This window comes from Streptomyces novaecaesareae (assembly GCF_000716875.1).
Taxonomy (GTDB): domain Bacteria; phylum Actinomycetota; class Actinomycetes; order Streptomycetales; family Streptomycetaceae; genus Kitasatospora; species Kitasatospora novaecaesareae.
Window position 1 is genome coordinate 1 of the sequence record NZ_JNWQ01000082.1, and the last position, 24103, is coordinate 24103.

Below are 24103 nucleotides of genomic sequence, written 5' to 3' on the forward strand. Positions count from 1 at the left end.
GCGGCGGGCGCGGCCGCGTCGGAGAGCCACCCGGCCCCGCCGGTGGCGGAGCCCGTCCCCGGCGGGGTGTAGGCGCTGAGCGTGGTCGAGCCGGTCAGGCTCTGGAGCGGCTGCGGGCAGACCGCGGCCGTCCGCTCGACCTGCGCGGTGGTCGGCGCCGCTGCCCCGTCCGCCTTGGCCGGGGCGGCCGGCGGGCGCACCTCGGCGATCCCGAACACCGCCGCGAGCACCACGGCGGCGGCGAGCAGGGACGGGGTGGTCTTCGTCCCGCCGGTCTTTCCGGCGAACCGGCCGGGCCCGGCGGCCGGCGCGGACGCGGGGGCCGCCGCGGGGGCGGCCGGCTCGGTCCCGGCGGCGGCCTCGACCGGCTCGGGGGCCCCGTCGGCGCCGGACTTCTTCCTGAATGCGGGCTTCTTCATCGCGGGTCAGCTCCCCGATCCGTGCTGGTGCGGGTACCGGCGGGTGCCGTCCGGGTCGTTCGGGTCGTAGTAGGGCTCGGCCTGCTGCTGCCCCGGCATCCAGGGCTGCTGGTGCTCCGGCTGCTGGTGCTCCGGCTGGTACGGGTCGTAGCCGTACGGCTGGTCCGGCTGGTACGGCTGCTCGTAACCCTGCTGCTCGTAGCCCTGCTGGGGGTAGGCCTGCGGCTGGTGGCCGTCGTACCCGGGGGCCTCGTACCCCTGGCCGCCGTACGGCGCGGCCACCGGCTGCTGGGCCGCGTACTGGTCGTAGCTGTACGGATCGGCCTGCTGGTACGTCTGGTACGGGTCGGTGTACGGCTCGGCCTCCTGGACGGCGGCGGCCGCCTCGACCGCCTCCGTCACCGGCTCGCCGGCCGGCTGCGCCGGGATCGCGCCCGGCCGGCCCTCGTACACCCCGGACTCGCCCGTCCCGGGCTCGCCGCCCTCGCCGCCCTCGCCGCGCTCGGCCATCCGGCGGGCCCGGCGGCTGCCGGGGGCGGGGGCCTGCGCCTGGGCGGCGGCGGCCAGCGCGGCGGCGGCCACCACCTCCTCGGGCAGGTCGTCGTCCTTGTGGCTGCGGCGGCCGGGCAGGGCCAGCACCAGGACGGTCAGGCCGAGGAGCACCTGGGCCCAGATCCAGCCGGTGTGGGCGAGGCTGCCCTCGCGGGTGACGGTCAGCTTGCCGCCGCCGGTCGGGAGCTTGAAGCCCTGCGCCCAGCCGTCCACCGTGGTGGGCTCCAGCGCGGTGCCGTCCAGGGCGGCCTTCCACTCGGGGGCGGCGGACTCGGCGAGCCGCAGCACCCGGCCGGCCGGGCCGGCCGGGACGGTGGTCGAGAGGTCGCGGACGCCGGACGGCACGACCACCGGGTTGGCGCCCGGGGCGGTGATCACCGCGCGGACCGCGGGGGTGCCGGTGACCTGCCAGAGCGCGGTGCCGTTGTCCTGGTTGGCCTTGACCAGGCCGGGGGTGGTGTCCAGGACGTCCTTGAAGGTGTCGATCACCGGCTGCCGGACCAGCACGTAGGCGATGCCGTAGCCGGCCAGGGCGTTCGCCTGGTCGGCGCCGGAGCCGGCCAGCAGGCTGCCGACCATCTTGTTCAGGCCGTCCTGGGTGCCGGTCGCCGGGTCGACGGTGGACTCGGCCTGGCCGAGCGTCAACCCGGCGCCGCGCAGCACGGTGTAGCGGACGGCGCCGCCGGTCTTCTCGCCGGTGACGACGAGGGTGCGGGCCCGGTCGGTGGTGCCGGCCTCCTCGGCGATGAAGGCGGGCACCTGGCCGGCCGCGCCGCGGTCGAGCGGCTTGCCGGCGCCGGTGAGCGCCCACCACAGGCCGGTGCCCAGCGGGGCCAGCACGGCTGCGGCCACCACCAGGGCGGCCACCGGCTGGCGCCAGCCGAAGGCGATGCCGGCCACGCGGGCGTTGGCGCCGTCGGCGCCGATCGCGGCCGCGGCCAGCAGGGCGATCCCGGCGATCAGGGTGGCCGGGCCGGCCCAGGCGGGCACCGTCGGGCCGCCGGAGGCCGGGGTGACGGAGGTACCCGCCACGGCGACCGCGAACACCAGGCCGGCCCCGGCCGCGCCCCACGCGGCGAGCACCGCCCGGCGGCGGTCGGCGCGCAGCAGCGCGGCGAGCGCCGCGAGGACGACACCGGCCGACAGCCAGATCGGCGGCACGCCGGCGCCGCCCGGGTTGACCAGCAGCAGGCCGGCCGCGCTCGCGCCGGTGCCGTTCAGGCCGGGCAGCCCGGCCTCCAGCAGCAGCGACTGCGGGTGCGAGAGGACCTTGAGCGACCACGGGGCGAGGAGGCCGACCGGGACGGCGAGGATCACCAGGACGCGCAGGCCGAGCAGCCGCAGCGCCGTACCGCCGGAGCCGAAGGCGCCGCCGCGCAGCACCGCGACGACGAGCACCGCCAGGCAGAGCGGCACCGCGAGCGCCCAGGTCAGCGGGACGAAGGCGGTGGCCAGGGTGAGCAGCAGGACGGCCATCCAGACCGGGCGCCAGCCCGGGCGGGCGCCCTTGGCGGCGCTCTCGTCCCGGATGCCGAGGCCGGCCGCGATCGCGGCGGCGCGGGCCAGCGGCGGCAGCAGCACGGCGAGGACGGCGGTGCCGATCCGGCCCTGGGCGAGCGCGCCGGTCGCGGCGGGCAGCAGCGCGTAGGTGGCGCTGGCCCACGCGCGGACCAGCTTGGAGTCCAGCAGCGGCCGGGACACCAGGTAGGCGCTGACCGCGGACAGCGGGACGGTGAGCACGACGAGCAGGGTGAGCGCGAGGTCGGCGTGGCCGAACAGCAGCCAGGAGAGCACCGCGAGCGCGCCGAGGTACGGCGGTGCGGCGGCGGTGGAGCCGGTGCCGACGGGGTGCCAGGCGTCCGCGTACATCGACCAGAGGCCGCCGGCGCCGTCGGAGGCGGGCAGCAGGGCGCCGCCGAAGAGTTCGCCGCTGCCGAACAGGCCGCGGCAGGCGACCAGGGCGAACACCAGCAGGGCCGCGAACAGCACCGGCGCCGGGCGGCGGGCGAGCTTCTTGATCAGGGCGAACTGCTCGACGACCAGGTCCTCGGAGTCCTCGTCGCCGCCGGCCTCGACCGAGCCGTGCCGGCTGCCGGAGTCGTCGCCTCCCCCTATCCCGAGGGAGCCGATGACGCCCTCGACGGCCAGCCGGGTGGTGGCGCCGGGCGCGGGGAACAGCGTGCGGTCGTCCAGGGCGTCCGCCGCCCTGGTTCGGGCGCGGCGTTTGCGCGCGGCCAGCAGTCGCGGGAACCGGACGAGTTCGTGGCCGAGGCCGGCGAGCTCGTCGACGGCCTGGCGCGGGTCCTTGCCGAGCAGGTTGGTGACGGCCCGCAGCAGGGTGCCGAGCACCAGCCGCAGCAGGACGTAGGGGAAGAGCACGCCCCGGCAGTTGGCGAGCAGGGTGTAGACGGCGCCGGCCTTGTCCACCCGGTGCGGGTGGGAGGGGCCGCAGTCGATGGCGCGGCGCTCGCGGCCGGCCGCCTCGGCGTGCCGCAGCACGGCCTCGGGGGCGACCACGACGCGGTGGCCGGCGGCGTTGACCCGCCAGCAGAAGTCGGTGTCGTCCCGCATCAGCGGGAGGGCCTTGTCGAAGCCGCCGAGCTGTTCGAAGACGTCGCGGCGCACCAGCATGCCGGCGCTGGAGACGGCGAGCACCGGGCGGACCTGGTCGTGCTGGCCCTGGTCCTGCTCCCGGCGGTCGAGGCCGGTCCAGCGGCGGCCGGAGCGGGCGATGGTGACGCCGACCTCCAGGAGCTGGCGGCGGTCGTACCAGCTGCGCAGCTTGGGGCCGACCACGGCCGCGCTGGGGGTGGAGTCGGCGACCTGGAGCAGTCGGCGCAGCGCGTCGGTCTGCGGCTCGCAGTCGTCGTGCAGCAGCCAGAGCCATTCGACCGGCTCGGTCTCGCGCGGGCCGCCGCGGCCGAGGTCGTCCTCCTGGGCGAGCGGGTCGCCGAAGTCGTCCCAGCCGCCGGTGACCGGGTCGTAGCCGGAGGGGTCGAGCCGGTACGGCAGGTCCTCGGGGCGCAGCGGGGGGCTGTTGAAGACGGCCTCGGCGACGGCCGTGCCGAAGCCGGCCCGGCGGCCGAGGATGATCGGGCCGCTCTCCGGCAGCCACTCGGCGAGGGTGTCCGCGAGCAGTTGCGGGGAGTTGTCGGTGGATCCGGTGTCGACCGCGAGGACGCGCTGGACCTGGCGGTCCTGGCCGAGCAGGCCGGCCAGCGCCTGCGGGAGCCAGCGGGCGCCGTCGTGCGAGACGATCACCGCGGTGACCAGGTGGCGCGGGTAGGCGGGCGGCCTGGCAGCGGTGAAGCCGCTCTGGTGGCTGTAGACGGTCATCGAGTGCGTGGGCCCCAGTTCTCGGTGGACACAGCCGGTGAACGGCAACCGGATGGCGCACCACACTAACGGCTCCGGACGGACGGTTCGTCCGGGGTGCCGGTGCGGGGGCGGTGAAGGAGGGGCCGGACGGCGGAGGATGGCCCGGCCGTCGGTCGGGAGAGGGACCGGGAACAGGAAAGCGCCCCACCACCGCGGTGAGGCGCCCGTACAGCTGTGCGATTGTCCGTCGTCGTCGACGAGTCAGTGGGGCGGGAGCCGCCCCGGTCAGACCGCGCTCTTCTTGAGCCGACGGCGCTCGCGCTCGGAGAGGCCGCCCCAGATGCCGAAGCGCTCGTCATTGGCGAGCGCGTACTCCAGGCATTCCGAACGGACCTCACAGGCGAGGCAGACCTTCTTGGCCTCGCGGGTCGAGCCGCCCTTCTCGGGGAAGAAGGATTCGGGGTCGGTCTGGGCGCACAACGCGCGCTCCTGCCAGCCGAGTTCCTCCTCGTCCTCCGCGATGCCGTCCCCGATCAACAGCTCAAAGAGCTCGCTCATGTGGCGCGCCTCCTCTGCCCCTACTTGGCGTCCCCGTGGTTGCCGTTGCCTCGTGCGGCTGACGACACGAGTGAAATTACAGTTGCGTCACTCTGGCCCAGTCAAGCCGAGCTCTGGTATTGAGGCCAGGATTCACTCCTCGGCACCAAGCCGTTACGAATAGTGTGCATATCCGGACATATGGGGCCTTTTGGCCCAAAGCCCTGAACAGCGCCGAACCATCCGCAACCAGTCGCCAGGTGACACTCGGTCACCGGCACAGGCCGGTCATCGGGCTGCCTTCCCGGCGATCTTCTCATCGAAACATAGAGAGTGATGAATCACCCCATCAGGGAAAGATCCGGACCTAACCCACTCGAATGCCGCATCCTTCGGTTTGACACCGGCCCCGCGGATGCGGTCTCCTTTTCCCCATGTCAGAGTTCGCCAGCCCCCGGAGCGGTTCCACGCTCCGCCGTGCCGTGAACTTCTGTTGTCGCCTCTGCTCCTGCTGTATCTAGGCGCCCGCGTCCCACCGCGCGCCGCCCCCAGGAAGCACAGAGGCCGCCCGCGAGTCCCGCCCCAGGACATCCCGGATCCGGCTGATCCGACGAACCAGCCGACTCTTCCGAGGACGACCCCGTGCGCATGATCCGCATCCGCAAGCGGAACCGCGACCGCAACAAGCTCGCCCGCCGCGGCCCCGCCACCGTCACCGCCCGTACCGCTGTCACCGCCCGTACCGGCGCCGCCCGCTGGGCCGACGGCCTCAGCGACGTCTCCATCGCCGGCGACCCGCTCGCCTTCCCGCACCTGGCCCGCACCGACCTGCCCGACCACCCCACCACCGTCGCCGAGTACGCCCGGCTGGTCCGCGAGATCGCCGCCGACCGCGCCCGCTGGGAGCCGCTGGTCCGCTACGACGCGCTGACCCGCTGGTACGCCCGGCTGGAGACCGGCCCCGGCTACGAGGTCTGGCTGCTCAGCTGGCTGCCCGGCCAGAGCAGCGGCTTCCACGACCACGGCGAGTCCTCCGGCGTGATGACCGTCGTCCGGGGCGAGCTCATCGAGCGCTCCCTCACGCTCCCCCAGCCTTCGGCCGGGGGGACCCCCAGCGGCTCGGGCGCCCGCACCCTGCGGCCCGGCGGCCACCGGGTCTTCTCCTCCGGCTACCTGCACGAGGTGGTCAACGGCGCGCTCGAACCCGCCGTCTCCATCCACCTCTACACGCCGGGCCTCACCGAGATGAACCAGTACGGCGCGACCACCGTCCCCGAACAGCACCCCGAGCCGCAGCGGCCGGCCCAGGCCGAGACGCACTGAGGCGGGCCGAGGCGGGCTGACGGGCAGTCGGGCCGTGGCAGGATGAACCCCATGCGCATCGTGGCACTGGCAGGCGGAATCGGCGGAGCGCGCTTCCTGCGCGGGCTCCTCGCGGCGGTCGGACCGCAGGACGAGATCACCGTCATCGGCAACACCGGCGACGACATCCACCTCTACGGCCTCAAGGTCTGCCCCGACCTCGACACCGTGATGTACACCCTCGGCGGCGGCATCCACGAGGAGCAGGGCTGGGGCCGGACCGACGAGACCTGGTCGATCAAGGCCGAGATGAAGGAGTACGGCGTCGGGCCCGAGTGGTTCGGGCTCGGCGACCGCGACTTCGCCACCCACCTCGTCCGCAGCCAGATGCTCACCGCCGGGTACACCCTCAGCCAGGTGACCGAGGCGCTGTGCGTGCGCTGGAAGCCCGGCGTACGGCTGCTGCCGATGAGCGACGACCGGGTCGAGACGCACGTGCGGATCACCGACGAGCAGGGCTCCCGGGCGATCCACTTCCAGGAGTACTGGGTCAGGCTGCACGCCGCCGTGGACGCCGAGGCGATCATCCCGGTCGGCGCGGACACCGCCAAGCCCGCGCCCGGCGTGCTGGAGGCGATCGCCGCCGCCGACGTCATCCTCTTCCCGCCGTCCAACCCGGTCGTCTCGATCGGCACCATCCTCGCCGTCCCCGGCATCCGGGAGGCCGTCGCCGCCGCCCCGGCCCCGGTCGTCGGGCTCTCGCCGATCATCGGCGGGGCGCCGGTGCGCGGCATGGCCGACAAGGTGCTCGCCGCGGTCGGCGTCGAGGCGACGGCGGAGGCCGTGGCGCTGAACTACGGCGCGGCGCTGATCGACGGCTGGCTGGTCGACACCGCCGACGAGGGCTCGGTGGCCGCGGTCGAGGCCGGCGGGATCGCCTGCCGGGCCGTTCCGCTGCTGATGACCGACGTCGAGGCCACCGCCGAGATGGCCCGGGCCGCGCTGGCGCTGGCGGAGCAGGTACGGAAGTGACGTTCCAGGTCCTGGGGGTCGAGGGGATCCCCGAGGTCGAGGCCGGAGCGGACCTCGGCGCGCTGATCGCCAAGGCCGGCACGTTCCTGGACGGCGACATCCTGCTCGTCACCTCGAAGATCGTCAGCAAGGCCGAGGGCCGGCTGCTGCACGCCGCCGACCGCGAGGCCGCGATCGACGCCGAGACCGTCCGGGTGGTCGCCCGGCGCGGGCCGGCCCGGATCGTGGAGAACCGCAACGGCTTCGTCATGGCCGCCGCCGGCGTCGACGCCTCCAACACCGCCCCCGGCACCGTCCTGCTGCTGCCCGAGGACCCGGACGCCTCGGCCCGCGCGCTGCGGGCCCGGCTGCAGCGGCTCACCGGCCGCCGCCTCGCCGTCGTCGTCACCGACACCTTCGGCCGGCCCTGGCGCAACGGGCTCACCGACGTGGCCATCGGCGCCGCCGGCCTCGCCGTCCTGGAGGACCACCGCGGGCGCACCGACACCCACGGCAACGAGCTGGCGTTGACCGTCACCGCGACCGCCGACGAACTCGCCGCCGCCGCCGACCTGGTGAAGGGCAAGGCCACCGGCGTCCCGGTGGCGGTCGTGCGCGGCCTCGGACACCTCGTCACCGCCGAGGACGGCGAGGGCACCCGGCCGCTGGTCCGGCCCGCCGCGGACGACATGTTCCGGCTCGGCACCTCCGAGGCGCTGCGGCAGGCCGTCACCCTGCGGCGCACCGTCCGCTCGTTCACCGCCGAACCGGTCGACCCGGCCGCCGTCCGCCGCGCGGTCGCCGCCGCCGTCACCGCGCCCGCCCCGCACCACACCACGCCCTGGCGGTTCGTCCTGCTGGAGTCGGCCGACACCCGCACCCGGCTGCTCGACGCGATGCTCGCCGCCTGGCAGCGCGACCTGCGCGAACTCGACGGCTGGGACGAGGCCCGGATCGCCCGCCGCACCGCCCGCGGCGACGTCCTGCGCGACGCCCCGTACCTGGTGGTGCCGTGCCTGGTGACGGACGGCTCGCACGACTACCCCGACACCCGGCGCGCCGCCGCCGAGCGGGAGATGTTCACCGTCGCCGCCGGCGCCGCCGTGCAGAACCTGCTGGTCGCCCTCACCGGCGAGGGCTACGGCTCCGCCTGGGTCTCCTCCACCATGTTCTGCCGCGACACCGTCCGCGCCGCCCTGGACCTCCCGGACGGCTGGGACCCGATGGGCGCCGTCGCCGTCGGCCGGCCCGCCGAAGCCCCGCGCGAACGGCCGGCCCGCAGCGCCGACGCCTTCATCGAGGTGCGGTAGCTCCCTCGGTAGCCGCCTGTGCGGGTCAGCGGTGGCGGTGGTCGCCCGGGGTGAGGCGGGGGCCGTAGCGGGGGGCGCGGGCGCCGGTGGCCATGAGGAGACGACAGACCCGGTGGCGGTGCGGGCGGTAGGGCTCCAGCAGCGCGAGCATCTGGGCGTCGTCGCTGCGGGGGCGGCCGGCCAGGGCCCAGCCGACCAGGTTGGGCAGGTGGAAGTCGCCGACCGAGACCGCGTCCGGGTCCCCGTTGCTGCGCTGCAGGGTCTCGGCGGCCGTCCAGACGCCGATGCCCGGGACGGCGGTCAGCCGGGCGAAGGCCTCCTCGTGGCCCATCGCGGAGGCCTCCTCCAGCCTCGGCGCCAGCCGGACGGCGCGCATGACCGTCGCCGAGCGCTTCGGGTCCACGCCCGCCCGGTGCCACTCCCAGCTCGGTATCCCCGCCCACTCGCGGGCCGACGGCGCCACCCGCATCCCCTCGGCCGGGCCCGGCGCCGGGGTGCCGAAGTCCCGTAGCAGGGTGCGCCAGGCCCGGTAGGCCTCGTCGGTGGTGACCTTCTGCTCCAGGACCGCCGGGACGAGCGACTCCAGCACCAGGCCGGTCCGCGTCAGCCGCACCCCCGCGGTACGGCGCTGGGCCTCCCGCAGCGGGCCGGGCGGCAGCACCAGCGCCTGCGGGTCGTCCTCGGCGCCCAGCAGCGCGGGAAGACGGTCGAGCAGCCAGCCGGCGCCCGGGCCCCAGGCCGTCGCCTCGATCTCACCCGCGCCGGGGTGCGGCAGCACCCGCAGGGTGCCGATGCCCGCCGGGGTGCGGGAGGCGCGCCAGACGGCACCGTCACCGGTGGTGCGGTACGCCGGGTCGGCGGGGCCGCGGCGCAGCGGTAGCAGGGTCCGGGCCGTGTCCAGCGGGAAGCCCGGCCGCCAGCGCCGTACCGCCTCGCCGCCCGTCACGCTGTCGCCTCCTGTGCCGCCTGGGGATAGGAACGATACGCGGACCGCCGGGGCGTCAGGAGGCCTGGAGGCGGGCGGCCGCCGTACGGAGGGCGGGGAGCCGGGCGTAGAGGGCGCCACCGGGGCACTCGGTGGTGAAGCCGTCGCGGTGGCCGGAGATCGCGTCGAAGTCGACGACGGTGCCCTTGGGGTAGCGGCTGGCGTCGGAGCTCGACGTGAGCTTGGTGCGGCCGTCGGCGGGGCGGCCGGTGAGGCCGAGCTTCCAGGCGGCGACGGCGGCGAGGCCGTCGAGGAGGGGCTGGGGCGGCTGGTCGTCGACGAAGGTGCCGATCGCCGCGATGCCGGAGGAGTCGGTGTTGAAGCCGAAGGTGTGGGCGCCGTGGACGGGCAGCTCGACACCGCCCGCGCGGCCCTCGTAGACCGTGCCGCACCGGTCGACCAGGAAGTTGTAGCCGATGTCCCGCCAGCCGCTGGTCTTGACGTGGTACTGGTGGATCGCCCGGATCACGCGGGGGGCGTCGTCGCAGGCGTAGTCGGTGGCGGTGTCGGTGTGGTGGACGAAGATCTCGCGGACCGGGCCGGTGTACTCGGGGGTCTGCTCGCCCGGCGACTCCTCGGCGCCCCAGCCGGCCCGGGTGACGATCGCCGGACGCGGGGCCTGGTGGCCGTCGGCGGCCCCGGCGGGCCCTGACGGTTCGGCGGGTGCGGCGGGTTCGGCGGGCAGGGTCCGTACGGCCGCCGGTGCGGCGGCGCCGCGGCCCGGGTCGACGAGGTCGAGCCGCAGGGCGGGCGGCGGTCCGGCGGGGCCGGGCCGGACGTCGACGGCGACGCCGTCGCTGCGGCCGGTCCACAGGGGTGCGGTGGCGCCGTGCGGCGCGTGGTCGGGGCCGTCCTCGGCGTCGGACTCCAGCCGGTGCCAGTCGCTCCAGCGGCCGGTGTCCGCGTCCCGGGTGCGGACCCGGACCACGGCGCCGGCCAGCGCGTCCGGCGGGCCGTCCCAGCCGACGCCGAGGAGTTCGAACGGCCGGGTGCCGCGCGCCGCGAGACCGTGGCCGTCCGGGAGCGGGAGCGAGGTGGTCGAACCGCCGCCGGGGAAGTCGTGGCGCCGCAGGCCCGGCGGGTCGGCGGCGGAGGCCGCGGAGGCGGGCTGGAGGAGCAGGACGGCGGTGCAGCCGGCCAGCAGGGCGGCTGGTGGTGAAAGGCGCATAGACCGGATCGTCGCCGCAAACCGGACCGCTCGCCACGCCGCCCCGCGCCCGTTCGGCCGCCCCTCCCGGCCTCCCACTCGAAGGCCGTAGGCTGGGGCGCACCATGACTGCGCCTTTCGCTGCCGATGCCCGCACCCCCGTCGAGCTGCTGCACGCATTCCTGCGCGGCGGCACCCCTTCGGTCGATCCCGCGGCCCCGCTGGTCACCTTCTACGACGACGCCACCGGCGAACGGGTGGAGCTGTCCGCCCGGACCTTCGACAACTGGGTGGCCAAGACCGCCAACCTCCTTCAGGACGAGCTGAACGCCGGCCCCGACGACCGGGCCGCACTGCTGCTGCCCGCCCACTGGCAGAGCGCCGTCTGGCTGCTCGCCTGCTGGTCGGTCGGGGTGACGGCGGTGCCGGCCGGCGACCCGGCCGCCGCCGACCTGGTGGTCAGCGGCCCGGACGGGCTGGAGGCCGCGCAGGCCTGCGAGGGCGAGCGGGTCGCGCTCGCGCTGCGCCCGCTCGGCGGCCGCTTCCCGCAGCGCCCGGACGGTTTCCTCGACTACGCCGCCGAGGTGCCCGGCCAGGGCGACCGCTTCGCGCCGTACTCCCCCGTCGCCCCGGACGGGCAGGCGCTGGAGACCTCGGTGGACGGGCTGCCGCTGAAGCTGACGGGCGAACAGACCGTCGCGCTGGCCCGGGAGGGGGCGGTCCGGCTCGGGCTGAAGCCCGGCGACCGGGTGCTGTCCACCCGCTCGTTCGACGACTGGGCGGGCCTGGAGGCCGGCCTGCTGGCGCCGCTGGCGGCCGGTGCCTCGGTGGTGCTGTGCCGCAACTCGCAGGGGCTGGACGCCGCGCAGTGGGAGAAGCGGACCGAATCCGAACGGGTGACACTGCGCCTCGGGTAACCCCCGGCCCCGGCCCGGCGGGTAGGGATCGCTGCCATGGCCGAGGACGACACCGAGCACCCCCCGACCGCCACTCCCCCGACGAAGAACCCCCCGAACGACCCCCCGACGAACCGTCCCCCCGGGGACGCTCCCCCGCCGGACGATCCTCCGGGCGGGACCGGACGCCCGCGCAGGCGCCGGCGGTGGCTGATGATCACCGCCGGCGTCGTCGCATTCCTGCTGGTCGCCGGCGGGGTGCTGCTCTGGATCGCCTACCGCAAGCTGGACGGCAACATCCGCACCGACTCGACCACCGACCGGCTGCTCGCCGAGCTGGAGGCCGAGCGGCCCAGCCGCACCGCCGGGGCGCGGGGCGCCGAGAACATCCTGCTGATCGGCAGCGACGACCGCTCCGGCGCGAACGGCTCCTACGGCGGCGAGGCCGGCACCCAGCGCTCGGACACCACGATCCTGCTGCACCTGTCGGCCGACCGGAACCACGCGACGGCGGTCTCCGTCCCGCGCGACGTCATGGTCTCCGTCCCCGCCTGCGAGAAGCCGGACGGCACCCGCAGCAAGCCGGGGCTGATGCAGTTCAACTGGGCCTTCGAGACGGGCGGCCCGGCCTGCTCGATCCGGACCGTCGAGCAGCTGAGCGGGATCCGCATCGACCACTACGTGATCCTCGACTTCAGCGGCTTCAAGACGATGGTGGACGCGATCGGCGGGGTCGAGGTGTGCGTGCCGCAGCCGATCCACGACAAGGACGCCAAGCTCGACCTGCCCGCCGGCCGGCAGACCCTGCACGGCGAGCAGGCGCTCGGCTACGTCCGGGCCCGGGAGAGCCTGGGCGACGGCAGCGACACCCAGCGGATGGGCCGTCAGCAGCAGTTCCTGGCCGCGCTGATCCGCAAGGTGGAGTCGCAGGGGGTGCTGCTGAACCCGGCGCGGCTGTGGCCGGTGCTGGACGCGGCGACCTCCTCGGTCCGGGCGGACGGCGGGCTGTCCTCGCTCGGCGCGCTGTACGACCTCACCCAGGACCTGCGGGGCATCCCCACCTCCGACGTGGTCTTCCTGACCGCTCCGCGCCGCCCGTACCGCTACGACTCGGACCGGGACGAGTTCGTGCAGCCGCAGACCACCCAGCTGTTCACGGCGCTGCGGGACGACCGGCCGGTCGCGGTCCGCCCGCCCGGGTCGACGCCCTCGCCGAGCGCGGGCCCGGCCGCGGGGCAGGGCTCGGATCCGAGCCCTGGTGCCGACTCGGCCGAGGCGGCGATGGCAACAGCGACGGCGACGAAAGCGACGGCGTCACCCTCGGCGGGCGCCTCTCCCACCTTCGAGGGACGCACCGCCGACGTGGACGCCTGCGCGCAGCACTGAGCGGGATTTCCGGGAATTGCCCGATGCTGAACGGATTTTGCCTGCGCATTGTTCAGACATGATGCAAGTCACACCCGGAACGATTCCCCCATTCGGCTCGTCTACTGTGTCCGGATCGGCCCGTCAGAACGGGCGGGCCGGAGCCGTGACCGGTCGAAGGTAGGGGAGCCCCGTGCACGAGGAGCAACCGGAAACCGGCCGGTACCGCGTGGACCCGGCCCCGAGCGTCCCCCGGCAGCGCCGCCGCCGGGCCGCCGAGGCGCCCGCGGCCCCGGCCGCGGCCGGGGAGGGGGCCGGGGAGGGCCGCCGGGACAACCGGCGGCGGGTGGCCGCCGCCGCCAAGCGGAACCGGCGCCGACGGGTGCTCAAGTGGACGGCCGGCACCGGCGCCCTGGTGATGGTCGCGGGCTGCGGCGGGGCGTACTACCTGTACCGGCACTTCAACGACAATCTGACCTCGGTCAAGGTCCAGCTGGGCGACGAGGCGGAGCGCCCCAAGGCCGCCGGGGACGCGCTGAACGTCCTGGTGATCGGCACCGACAGCCGGGAGGGCCTCGGGCGCCAGTACGGCGACGAGGGCAGCACCGGGCACGCCGACACCACGCTGCTGTTCCACATCTCCAAGGACCGCTCCAACGCGACGGTGGTCAGCCTCCCGCGCGACCTGATGGTGCCGATCCCGGAGTGCCAGAGCGCCACGGGCAAGAAGATCCCGGGCACGGCGCGGGACATGTTCAACAACAGCCTCGGCCAGGGAGGGCGCGACGCGGGCTGCACCTGGAAGACCGTCGAGAAGAACACCGGGATCCGGGTCGACCACTTCGTGCAGGTCAACTTCGAGGCGGTGAAGACGCTCTCCACCGCGGTCGGCGGGGTCGAGGTCTGCGCCGCCAAGGACATCAACGACTCGGACTCCCACCTCAAGATGAGCAAGGGCCGGCACGTCGTCCAGGGCGAGGAGGCGCTGGCCTTCGTCCGCACCCGGCACGCCGTCGGCTTCGGCGGCGACCTCTCCCGGATCCCGCTGCAGCAGCAGTTCATCAGCTCGATGATCCGCAAGATCAAGAGCGACGACACCCTGACCAGCCCGACCAAGCTCTACAAGCTCGCGGACGCCGCCACCAAGGCGCTCACCGTGGACGACGGCATCGGCAGCGTGGACAAGCTCAAGGACCTCGCGCTGGACATCAGCAAGGTGGAGACCAAGAACATCACCTTCGCCACCGTGCCCGTCCTGGATGACCCCCAGGACAAGGACCGGGTGATCTTCAGGCAGCCGGACGCCCAGCAGGTGTTCGCGATGATCGCGGGCGACCGCTCGCTGACCGAGACGGCCGCGCCGCCGGCCGCCGAGACCACCGCCCCGGCCGCCCCCGCACCGCCCGCGCCGACCGCCACCACCCCGGCGGTGGACACCAAGGGCGTCCAGGTGACGGTGCGCAACGGGAGCGGCAAGCGCGGACAGTCCGGGCCGACCGTGGAGAAGCTCAAGGCGAAGGGCTTCGCCCTGGCCGCCGTCGGCAGCGACGCGCCGGCGGCGGCGGGCACCACGGTCTCCTACCCGGCCGGCCAGGAGGCCGCGGCCACCGCCCTGGCCACCGCCCTCGGACTGCCGGGCGACGCCGTCCGGCCGGCCGCGAAGACGGACCCGAAGGGCGGGCTGCTGCTGGTGCTCGGCAAGGACGTCCTGGCCGCGCCCGCCGGCCCGGCGGCGGTGCCCACCGAGGCGCCGGAGGACCTGCAGCGGGTGCAGGCGGACGACGTCGACGTCTGCGCCAAGTAGCGGGCCCCTCCAGTAGTACGGAGGCTCCCTCCGCCCTGCGGCGCCCCGCTCCGGGTCAGCGGGCCTTGGAGAGCATGTTCTTCGAGGCCGGCCCGACGCTGCCGATCACCCGGCGCGCCAGCGAGCGCGGCGAGGTGAGGAAGCCGAAGCCCCAGCTGAGGTGCATGGTCGCGAAGGCCACCGGCAGCAGCGCCCGCGCCTTGAACGACAGGCCGCGGCCCTCGACCGCGGCGCCGCCGACGATGCCCAGCACGTACGCGCCGGGCACCGCGAGGAACGCCGGGTGGACGGCGACGCCGAGCACCAGCCCGAGGGTGAACGCCAGCAGCGCGGTCGGCGGGGCGAGGTAGCGCAGGTTGACCGAGCCGCGGTGGTAGCGGGTGACCACCCGGCGCCAGCGGCCGTAGTCCTTGTACTGCTTGGCCAGCGCCCGCACCGAGGGCCGGGGCCGGTAGGTCACCTTGAGCTGCGGGGTGAACCAGACCAGGCCGCCGTCCTGGCGGATCCGGTAGTTCAGCTCCCAGTCCTGGGCGCGGATGAACTCCTCGTTGTAGCCGCCGAGCTTCTCCAGCACCTCGCGGCGGAACACGCCGAGGTAGACGGTGTCCGCCGGGCCGGCCAGGCCGCCGGTGTGGAAGGCCGCGTTGCCGACACCGATCTTGGAGGTCATCGCGGCGGCGACCGCGTGCTCCCACTCGGTCTCGCCCTCGGCGTGCATGATGCCGCCGACGTTGGCCGCCTCCATCTCGCCGAGCAGCCGGACCGCGGTCGTGATGTAGCCGGGGGTGAGCAGGCCGTGGCCGTCCACGCGCACCACTATCGGGTGTCTGGAGCCCCGGATCGCGGCGTTCAGCCCGGCAGGCGTCCGGCCGGTGGGGTTCTCCACCGTCCGCACCCGCGGGTCCTCGGCCACCAGCTCGGCCGCGATCTCGTCGGTGCGGTCGGTCGAGGGGCCGAGGGCGATCACCACTTCGATCGGCCCGGGGTACTCCTGGTCCAGGATGCGCCGGACCGCCGTGCGCAGGTGACGTTCCTCGTTGAGCACCGGCATGATCACGGAAACAGCCGGCAGCTCCTCAGCAGCCTTGGTGTTCATCGGGGCCAACCGTACCGGTGCGGACGGGCCCCCGTCTTGTCCCGGTCTGGGCTGCTGCGCGCACCTCGCGGCCCGGCACCGGCACTGTGATCAAGGACACCGTACTCCCCCGGTGGCGCGGGCCCGAAACGGGGTGGATCCGGTGCGGATCCGGGGTGGATTCAGAGTGCGTAGTGGGCGACGGTGAACACCGCGTAGCCGATCAGTGCGAGCCGGTTCACCAGGTGCTGAGGGCCGCCCAGCCGGTCCGGCAGGGCGGCCTGCGGGCGCAGGTCGGGGCGGTGGGCGGCGGTGGCGACGGCCCGGGCCAGCGCCACCGGGTCGTACCGGTCGCCGAAGTGGCCGGCCAGCCAGAGCGCCGGGCGGCTGGCGAAGGAGTACTCCCGGCCGCTGCGCAGCCGGATGGTGAGCAGGTTGCGGTGCACCGCCGCCGCGCTGATCTCGGCCCACCGGAAGCTGCGGGTGCGCAGCGCGGTGGCCACCCGCAGGCCGTTGCGGTCGGCCACGATCTGCCAGGACAGCGTGTGGGCGCTGGCGAGGATCGCCATCGAGCCGATCCAGAGCGGGCGCAGCAGGCCCTCCCACCAGCCGTCGTCGCCGAGCAGGACGACGGCGGTGGCGACCAGCAGCGCCGCCGCCGGCCCGGCCGCCGCCCGCAGCGGCATCGGCATCTCCCAGCGGCGGGCGGCCACCGGCTCGGTGTCCGGCCCGGCCTCGGGGGCCGCGGCCACCGTCTCGGCGGTCAGTGCGGCGACGGCGAGTTCGCGCTCGCGGTAGCGCTGGGTGTGCCGGCCGAGCCGCGGGGCCCGGGCGGCGGGGGCGATCACGGCCGCCACCCAGCGCGGGTCGCCGTCCAGCAGCCCGGGGCGGACGAGGAGCTGGCGGTCGTGGCCGTCGGGGCCGCGGTACAGCACGGCGGGCACGCTGCGGCCGGCGCGGGCCAGCCAGGCGGCGGCCTCGGCGGGGTTCTTGCGGCCGAGGAGCTCCTCGTACTCCTCCTCTTCTTCCTCGTCGTGGTCGAGCGCCGGTTCGGGGAAGTCGGCGTCCTCCGCGCCGATGTCCTCCGCGCCGTTGTCCAGGTGCGCGGGCACCCAGGCCGGGCCCTCGCCGCCCGGGGCGCCGTCGCGGGCCCAGCGGTAGCGCTCGTGCTCGACCAGGCGCCAGAGCCCGGGGCCGTCCGGCGGGCCGTCCAGCGGCTGGACCAGCAGGTCCCCGCGGGCGTCGGCGCGGACCCGGACGGCAAGCGCGGGGGCGTGGCCATCGAAGGCGGGCCTGGTGCGGCGGACGCCCGCGGTGGCGGCCGAGCCGAGCAGGATCAGGCCGAGCAGGGCGAGCAGGCCGCCGGCGGTCAGCTGGCCGTAGACGTCGTACTCGTCGCCGAGGGCGCGTACGGAGTCGCCGTCGACCAGGAGCGGGACGGGCTCGCCGGGCTGCGGGCGCCGCTGCCACCAGAGGTCCAGGGCGGCGGTGCGCTCGGGGCCGCCGCCGGGCGGCGGGAAGCGGACGGTCAGCACGCCGTCCCGGTCGGTCGCGCCGGCGGTGCCGGTGACCCGGGTGGCCCGCTCGGCGGCGGAGTCCGCCTGGGCCTGCGCCCAGAGCCCGTACAGCGGGACGGCCACGGCGGTGACGAGCAGCAGGGCGCCGAGGGTGCGGCGCACGACGGGCGGGCCGTCGCGGTGGACGGGCGAGGGCGCTCCGGCCGCCGTCCACGGGAAGGGGACGGGCGAGGCCATCAGCTCGTCCAGCTGCTGGCGGGCCCGGCGGCGGCCGGCCTCGGCGCCCAGCAGGACGGCGGTGAGCAACAGGTGGAGCAGCACGGCCGACCAGCGGGCGACCGGGGTGACCAGGCCCTGCGGCAGGTACCAGAGCAGCACCAGGACGACGGGCGGCACCAGCGCCCGGACCCGTACCTTGGCGGCCAGCAGGACGACCTCGGCCAGCACCGACCAGCCGGCCAGTGCGGAGCCCCAGGTGTCCCGGCAGATGCCCTGGGCGCTGCACTGGCCGGTGTCGGGCTCCACGGCGGTGGCCAGGGCCACGAACGCGAGCGGTGCCAGCGCGAGCCAGCGGCTGTCCAGCCGCCAGGCGGTACGGGCGGCGCGCCAGCGGGTGGCGGCCGCGGTGGTGAGGGGCGCGGCGCTGGGCAGCGGCGGGGCGTCCGTGGGGAACATCGGACGATCATCTCAGCCCCTCGGGAACCGGATTCGTGCCAGGGCGCCCGTACGCCGCAGGAACCGGGTGCTCCGTGCACCCGGCCCCTGCTCCCCCTCCCCCGTGTCCGACGCCCCCCGGCGCCGGTCAGTCCGTCGCGATGGCCGCGAGGACGTTCATCCGTCCGGCCCGGAAGGCCGGGACGAGGGCGGCGACCAGGCCGATCACCACCGAGGAGACCAGGGTGATCGCGATCGTGGTGGTGGGGACGGAGAGCTCCCCGAGGCCCTGGTCCCGCAGGACCCGCTGGACGGTGACGCCCCAGGCGAGGCCCAGCCCGGTGCCGAGGACCGCGCCGAACAGCGCGATCACCACGGACTCCAGCCGGATCATCCGGCGCAGCTGGCGGCGGGAGAGCCCGATCGCCCGCAGCAGGCCGATCTCCCGGGTCCGCTCGACCACCGACAGCGCCAGGGTGTTGACCACGCCGAGCACGGCGACGGTGATGGAGAGGCCGACCAGTCCGTAGATCAGGTAGAGCAGGGTGTTGACCTGGGACTGCACCAGCTCCTTGTAGCCGGCCTGGTCCTTGACCGACAGCTGCGGGTACTCCTTGAGCGCGTCCTCCAGGGCGGTCAGCGTCTTGGCGGCGTCGGCGCCGGCGGCGGCCTTGGCGAAGAACGTCCGGGGTTCGGGCACGTCGGCGGCCGGTACGGCCTTGGCCATGGTGGCGACGTCGACGAAGGAGGCGTCCCCGTAGAGCGAGCTCTTCGCGAACACGACCCCGACCTGCAGCACCTGGGTGTGGCCCTTGAGGTAGGTGACGGTGACGCTGTCGCCGACCTTGAGGTTGTGGTCCTTCGCGAAGTTCTCGCCGATGCCCAGCGAGCCCCGCCCGATCGACTCGACCGCACCGGAGGCGACCGGGAGCCGGAAGTCCGTGCCGAAGAAGGTCGGCGGCACGGCGGCCAGGCCGGTCCGCTTGGTCTGGCCGTCCGGCAGCTGGACCTTGGCGTCGAAGTCCTTCTCGGAGGTGACGTGGTCGATCCCCGGGGTCCTGCGGACCGCGTCCAGCATCTCGGCGGTGATCGCGGTGCGACCGCCGCTGATGATGTAGTCCACGCCCACCGACCTGTCGATCTGCGCGCTGGCCGAGGTGACCGCCGAGGAGCTGAACACCGAGGAGGCGATCACCAGCGCCAGGCCGATCATCAGCGCGGCGGCGGTGGCGCCGGTGCGGCGCGGGTTGCGCATCGCGTTGCGCTGGGCGAGCTTGCCGGACGGGCCGAACAGGGCCGGCAGCAGCGCGCCGAGCACCCGGATGACCGAGGTCGCCAGCAGCGGGCCGAGCACCACGAAGCCGATCAGGGTGAGCAGCACGCCCAGGCCGAGGTACTGGCCGCCGGTGGCCGCCTTCTCCGCCTTCGCGGCGAGGACCAGCAGACCGCCGCCGCCCGCCGTCAGGAGCAGGCCGAGGACCGTACGGACCACGTTGGCGCGGGGCTCGGCCGGGGTGCCGTGGTCACGCAGGGCGGCCATCGGCGCGATCCTGCTCGCCCGGCGGGCCGGGATCCAGGCCGCCACGACGGTGATCAGGATGCCCACCGCGTACCCGGCGGCAAACACGTCGGGCCCGATCTGCAGGTCGCTCGCCTTGAGGTCCATGCCGATCGCGTTCATCAGCTTGATCAGGCCGACCGCGATGCCGAGGCCGACCCCGATCCCGAGGGTCGAGCCGAGCACGCCCAGGATCAGCGCCTCGACCAGCACCGAGCGGTTCACCTGCCGGCGGCTGCCGCCGATGGCGCGCAGCAGTCCGATCTCCCGGGTGCGCTGGGCGACCAGCATCGAGAAGGTGTTGATGATCAGGAAGCCGCCGACGATCAGCGAGACGCCGGCGAAGCCGAGCATCGCGTACTTCATGAAGTTCAGGCCGCTGCCGATGCTCTTGTTGTTCTCGTCCTTCTGCTCGGCCGCGGTCTTGACCTGGTAGCCGCCGCCGACCTTGGCCAGGGCGTCGGCCTTGAGCTGGTCGTTGCTGCGGCTGCCGTCGCCGAAGGCCTCGATCGAGGTGTAGGCCGGCTCGCCGAGCAGCACCTGCTGCGAGGTCGCGGTGTCCAGGAAGGCCAGCGCCGCGCCCGGGTTGGTGGTGGTGAAGGTGGCGATGCCCGCGATGGTGAACTCGTGCTTGCCGCCGGCGTTGTCGATCCGCAGCTTGTCGCCGAGGCCGAGCTCGGCCTTCTTCGCGGTGTCGGCGTCCAGCACCAACTCGCCCGCGCCCTGCGGCGCGTGGCCGGAGGTGATGGTGACCGGGTTGCGCGGGGTGTCGGTCCAGTTGCCGACCAGGGTCGGCGCGCCGCTGGTCGGGCCGACCAGCTTGTTGGTGGCCGGGTTGACCAGGGTCGCGTTGTGGACCATGACCTGGCCGACGGCCGTCTTCATCCCGGGCACCGCGGCGACCTGCTGGGCCAGCGCGGCCGGGACGGTCTCCGGCTTGTCCCCGGGCTGCGGGTCCTCGTCGTCGGCCGGCTTGGGCGGCTGGACCGAGACGTCGGAGGCGGTGGCGGCGAAGAGCTTGTCGAAGGTGCTGGTGGCGGTGTTGGAGAACACCAGGGTGCCGGAGACGAAGGCCACCGACAGCACGACGGCGATGAGCGAGAGCGCCATCCGGCCCTTGTGGGCGAAGAAGCTCCGCAGTGAGGTCTTGAGCAGCATGGTCGTGTCGTCCCGCCGCTCAGCTCGTGCGCTTGCCGTCGAAACGGCGCATGCGTTCGAGGACGGAGTCGGCGGTGGGTGCGTGCATCTCGTCGACGATCACGCCGTCGGCGAGGAAGAGCACGCGGTCGGCGTAGCCGGCGGCGACCGGGTCGTGGGTGACCATCACCATGGTCTGGCCCAGTTCGTCCACCGAGCGGCGCAGGAAGGTCAGCACCTCGGCGCCGGCCCGGGAGTCCAGGTTCCCGGTGGGCTCGTCGCCGAAGATGATCTCGGGGCGGGCGGCCAGCGCCCGGGCCACCGCGACGCGCTGCTGCTGGCCGCCGGAGAGCTGGGTCGGGCGGTGCTTGAGCCGGCCGGCCAGGCCGACGGTCTCCACCACCTGGTCCAGCCAGGCCTGGTCGGGCTTGCGGCCCGCGATGTCCATCGGGAGCGTGATGTTCTCCAGCGCGTTCAGGGTCGGCAGCAGGTTGAACGCCTGGAAGATGAAGCCGATCTTGTCCCGGCGCAGTCTGGTGAGCTGCTTGTCCTTGAGGCCGGTGATCTCGGTGTCGCCGATCCAGATCCGACCGCCGCTGACCGTGTCGAGCCCGGCCAGGCAGTGCATCAGGGTGGACTTGCCGGAGCCCGAGGGGCCCATGATCGCGGTGAACCGGCCGCGCTGGATGTCGACGTCGACCGCGTCGAGCGCGGTGACCTTGGTCTCGCCCGATCCGTACGCCTTGGTGACCTGACGGGCCGACGCGGCGACGGCGGAGGCTCCGCCGGGAAGCTGGGGGTCGTACACGGCTGCTGCCGTCGTCACTGGAGTCTCCTAAGGAAGATGCGCACACCCGTTGGCCCCCAGCCTCGCGGGGCCCGCCCGCCTCGCGACATGGCGCTGGCAGTAGTCCTCGACCGGGAGTCAGCCCCACCCTCCCGGTGGACCTGGCCACCGGACCCGACCGAGTCGGGCCGCTTCCTGGCGGGTGGGGATGTGTGAACCACGTTAGGAGCGGACGGCCGACGGCTCGTCATCCGCCGGAATGAAGCCGCCCGACCAAGGTTCTACGGGACACGGCGCGTCGTCCCCTAGGGGTCGCCGCGGCCCGTCTCGGGGACGCCCCGTACGGGCCGCGGCCATCGGCGCCTCAACCGGTCAGCACCGGTGCGGCCAACCGCTCCAGGGCCGAGGCGAAGCCCGCCACGACCGGGGACAGCAGGGTCTCGGTCTCGCGCTCCAGCAGGGTCGTCCCGTCCTCCCTGGCGGTGACGTGGCGGTCGAGCACGAACCAGCCCTGGGTGATGTGGTCGGCGCCCATCGAGCTCAGCACCGGGCGCAGCGCGTAGTCCACCGCGAGGACGTGCGCGGGCGAGCCGCCGGTGGCCAGCGGCAGCACGGCCTTGCCCGCGAGCGCGTACTGCGGGAGCACGTCCAGCAGGGCCTTCAGCAGGCCCGAGTACGCGGCCTTGTAGACGGGGGTGCCGATGACGACGCCGTCGGCGCGGGCGAACAGTTCGGTGACGGCGACGATCTCGGGGTGGTCGAAGTCGCCCGACAGCAGCGCGTGCGCGGGCAGGCTGCGGGCCTCGAAGGGGACGACGTGGTGGCCGCGCTCCGCCAGCAGCGCGTCGACGTGGCGCAGCAGGCGGGTGGTGCGGGAGGTGGCGGACGGGGAGCCGGAAACGGACAGGACGACGGCCATGGGTTCACCTCTGGCTGGAAGCGGGGCGGCGCTGCGCAGCGGGGGGAGGCGCTGCGGTGGGGGCTACCGGCGTGGGGTCCGGTACCGGGGGCGCTACGTCTGCGGGCCTGCGGGGAGCTGCGGGGTTCCGCGGGGAGCTGCGGACGTGCGGGGATTCGACGGGGCGCTGCGTCAGCCGCGACAGAGCGAACAGGCCACACCGCGCCGCAGGTCGACGTGCCGCCGACGCGTGAGTGCCCAACGCTGATCCATGCCTGGAATGCAAACACGCTGCGTTCGGGCCGGTCAAGAATCGTTTCAGCCGCTGGAACACCGGGTGTCCGGACGTTGCGGCGGAACGATCCGGTACGTGCATCAAAACTGCTACAAGAGGCCTGGTGGCACCCCCGGGGGGAGTCAGCACGGGCGGGGTCGGGCATCCTCGACGGCATGAACACGTGGCAGGAGGGCCGCCCGGGGGGCGGCGGGAACCCGTACGGCGGCAACGGCGGAAGCGGCGGGAACCCGTACGGCGGCACGGGCGGAGGCGGCGCGGCGGGCGAGCCGCCGCTGCCGGCCTCGCTGAACCCGCGTGGGCCGGGGGCGCCCACGCCGCGGCAGCCGGCGCAGCCGGGACAGCCGGGACAGCCGGGACCCTCCCGGCTCGGCGGCGTCCCGCAGCAGGGGGCCGGCGCTCCCGGCGTCCGCCCCGGCGGTCCGAGCGGTCCGAACGGCCCCGGGCGTCCGGGAGGACCGGGCGGCCCCGGCGGGCCCGGCGGAACCCGGCCGGCCGGCGCGCAGGCCGGGCGCTGGCCGCGGCGGCGGATCGTCAAGTGGTCGGTCTTCGGCCTGCTGATCGCCGTCATGGTGACCGCCGTCTCCACCTGGTTCTGGGCGGACTCCAAGCTCAACCACGAGAACGTGCTCGCCGACTACCCCGGCCGCCCCGCCGCGGGCAAGGGCACCAACTGGCTGATCGTCGGCTCCGACAGCCGCCAGGGCCTCACCGACTCCGAGCAGGACGACCTGCACACCGGGCACGACACCGAGGGCAAGCGCAGCGACTCGATGATGATCCTGCACGTCGGGGACAACGGGAACACCCTGATGAGCATCCCGCGCGACTCCTGGGTGCCGATCCCCGAGCACCCGGGCAGCAACGGCAAGCCGGTCAAGGCCACCACCGCGAAGATCAACTCGGCCTTCGGCACCGGCGGCGGCCGACTGCTCGTCCAGACCGTCGAGCAGAACACCGGCATCCGCATCGACCACTACGCCGAGATCGGCTTCGCCGGCTTCGTCGGCATCGTCGACTCCATCGGCGGCGTCGAGATGCACATCGACCAGGACGTCAAGGACAAGGACTCCGGCCTCGACCTCAAGGCCGGCGACCAGACCCTCACCGGCAAGCAGGCCCTGGCCTTCGTCCGCCAGCGCCACCAGATGGCCGACCAGGACCTCGGCCGGATGCGCAACCAGCAGAAGTTCCTCGGCGCCCTCGCCCACCAGGCCGCCTCCCCGGGCAACCTGATCAACCCGTTCACCTTCTACCCGCTGGTCGACTCGGCGCTCGGCACCCTGATCGTGGACGACGACTGCGGGCTGACCGACCTCGGCTCGCTCTTCCTCGCCATGAAGGACGTCAACGGCGGCAGCGGCAAGACCCTGACCGTGCCGATCGGCAACCCGGACTTCCGCACCAAGACCGGCGAGTCCGCCGTGCTGTGGGACACCAACAAGTCCAAGCAGCTCTTCGACGCCTTCAAGAACGACACCGCCGTTCCCGACATCAAGTGACCGGCGACATCAAGTGACCGGCGGGCGCGAGGGA

16 protein-coding genes and 1 pseudogene are annotated in these 24103 nt (G+C 74.4%); 7 read left to right on the plus strand and 10 right to left on the minus strand.

The genetic code is table 11. From position 1 onward, the window contains the following. The 3 genes and pseudogenes from OP86_RS26095 to OP86_RS26105 all read right to left on the minus strand — a co-directional run. Positions 1–419: pseudogene (locus tag OP86_RS26095) on the minus strand (hypothetical protein); the annotation flags it as partial. 6 nt (positions 420–425) lie between these two features. After that, on the minus strand, positions 426–4307 hold the full coding sequence (locus OP86_RS26100; RefSeq protein WP_030260735.1) for a glycosyltransferase family 2 protein: 3882 nt from the start codon (positions 4305–4307) through the stop codon (positions 426–428). Between the two features lie 267 nt (positions 4308–4574). Next, positions 4575–4847 (minus strand): WhiB family transcriptional regulator, encoded by a 273-nt coding sequence (locus OP86_RS26105; RefSeq protein WP_030062195.1) that lies wholly within the window; start codon positions 4845–4847, stop codon positions 4575–4577. Between the two features lie 621 nt (positions 4848–5468). On the opposite strand from OP86_RS26105, the gene OP86_RS26110 reads away from it, so the two are divergent. Genes OP86_RS26110 through OP86_RS26120 form a run of 3 tightly spaced genes read left to right on the plus strand, consistent with a single transcriptional unit; the run spans position 5469 to position 8449 of the window. Further along, on the plus strand, positions 5469–6149 hold the full coding sequence (locus OP86_RS26110) for a cysteine dioxygenase (RefSeq protein ID WP_234435112.1): 681 nt from the start codon (positions 5469–5471) through the stop codon (positions 6147–6149). A gap of 51 nt (positions 6150–6200) precedes the next feature. Next, positions 6201–7160, plus strand: coding sequence for a 2-phospho-L-lactate transferase (gene cofD, locus OP86_RS26115; protein WP_030260739.1), 960 nt, complete (start codon positions 6201–6203; stop codon positions 7158–7160). Next, positions 7157–8449: a coenzyme F420-0:L-glutamate ligase gene (locus tag OP86_RS26120; RefSeq protein WP_030260741.1), complete on the plus strand. Its 1293-nt coding sequence runs from the start codon at positions 7157–7159 to the stop codon at positions 8447–8449. The genes cofD and OP86_RS26120 overlap by 4 nt, the downstream gene beginning before the upstream one ends. 25 nt (positions 8450–8474) lie before the next feature. Here OP86_RS26120 and OP86_RS26125 read toward each other — a convergent pair whose 3' ends face one another. Together OP86_RS26125 and OP86_RS26130 are read right to left on the minus strand one after the other, a co-directional pair. Continuing rightward, complete coding sequence (locus OP86_RS26125) at positions 8475–9395, minus strand: DNA-3-methyladenine glycosylase family protein (RefSeq protein WP_030260744.1); 921 nt, start codon at positions 9393–9395, stop codon at positions 8475–8477. 55 nt (positions 9396–9450) lie between these two features. Continuing rightward, positions 9451–10602, minus strand: a complete 1152-nt coding sequence (locus OP86_RS26130) for a peptidoglycan recognition protein family protein (RefSeq protein WP_030260747.1) — start codon at positions 10600–10602, stop codon at positions 9451–9453. 104 nt (positions 10603–10706) lie between these two features. Here OP86_RS26130 and OP86_RS26135 point away from each other — a divergent pair, with 104 nt between their 5' ends. The 3 genes from OP86_RS26135 to OP86_RS26145 all read left to right on the plus strand — a co-directional run bounded on the left by OP86_RS26135 (position 10707) and on the right by OP86_RS26145 (position 14646). After that, positions 10707–11498, plus strand: a complete 792-nt coding sequence (locus tag OP86_RS26135; protein ID WP_030062186.1) for a TIGR03089 family protein — start codon at positions 10707–10709, stop codon at positions 11496–11498. Positions 11499–11690: 192 nt separating this feature from the next. Beyond that, entirely contained in the window at positions 11691–12863 is a 1173-nt protein-coding gene (locus tag OP86_RS26140) for an LCP family protein (RefSeq protein ID WP_033333465.1), read from the plus strand. A gap of 172 nt (positions 12864–13035) precedes the next feature. Next, entirely contained in the window at positions 13036–14646 is a 1611-nt protein-coding gene (locus tag OP86_RS26145; protein ID WP_078589511.1) for an LCP family protein, read from the plus strand. Between the two features lie 55 nt (positions 14647–14701). Here the strand turns inward: OP86_RS26145 and OP86_RS26150 are convergent, their stop codons facing one another. The 5 genes from OP86_RS26150 to ssuE form a co-directional block, all read right to left on the minus strand. Beyond that, entirely contained in the window at positions 14702–15742 is a 1041-nt protein-coding gene (locus OP86_RS26150) for a glycosyltransferase family 2 protein (protein ID WP_030062183.1), read from the minus strand. 161 nt (positions 15743–15903) lie between these two features. After that, positions 15904–17913 (minus strand): hypothetical protein, encoded by a 2010-nt coding sequence (locus OP86_RS26155; protein WP_030260751.1) that lies wholly within the window; start codon positions 17911–17913, stop codon positions 15904–15906. Between the two features lie 127 nt (positions 17914–18040). After that, entirely contained in the window at positions 18041–20608 is a 2568-nt protein-coding gene (locus OP86_RS26160; protein WP_030062180.1) for an ABC transporter permease, read from the minus strand. Between the two features lie 19 nt (positions 20609–20627). Next, positions 20628–21413 carry an ABC transporter ATP-binding protein gene (locus OP86_RS26165; protein WP_030260754.1) on the minus strand — a complete coding sequence of 262 codons (786 nt, stop codon included), beginning with the start codon at positions 21411–21413 and terminating at the stop codon, positions 20628–20630. 325 nt (positions 21414–21738) lie between these two features. After that, complete coding sequence (gene ssuE / locus OP86_RS26170; protein ID WP_030062177.1) at positions 21739–22293, minus strand: NADPH-dependent FMN reductase; 555 nt, start codon at positions 22291–22293, stop codon at positions 21739–21741. Positions 22294–22722: 429 nt separating this feature from the next. On the opposite strand from ssuE, the gene OP86_RS26175 reads away from it, so the two are divergent. Beyond that, a complete protein-coding gene (locus OP86_RS26175; RefSeq protein WP_030260758.1) occupies positions 22723–24069 on the plus strand; it encodes an LCP family protein in 1347 nt (448 codons plus the stop codon). Positions 24070–24103: the final 34 nt, after the last annotated feature.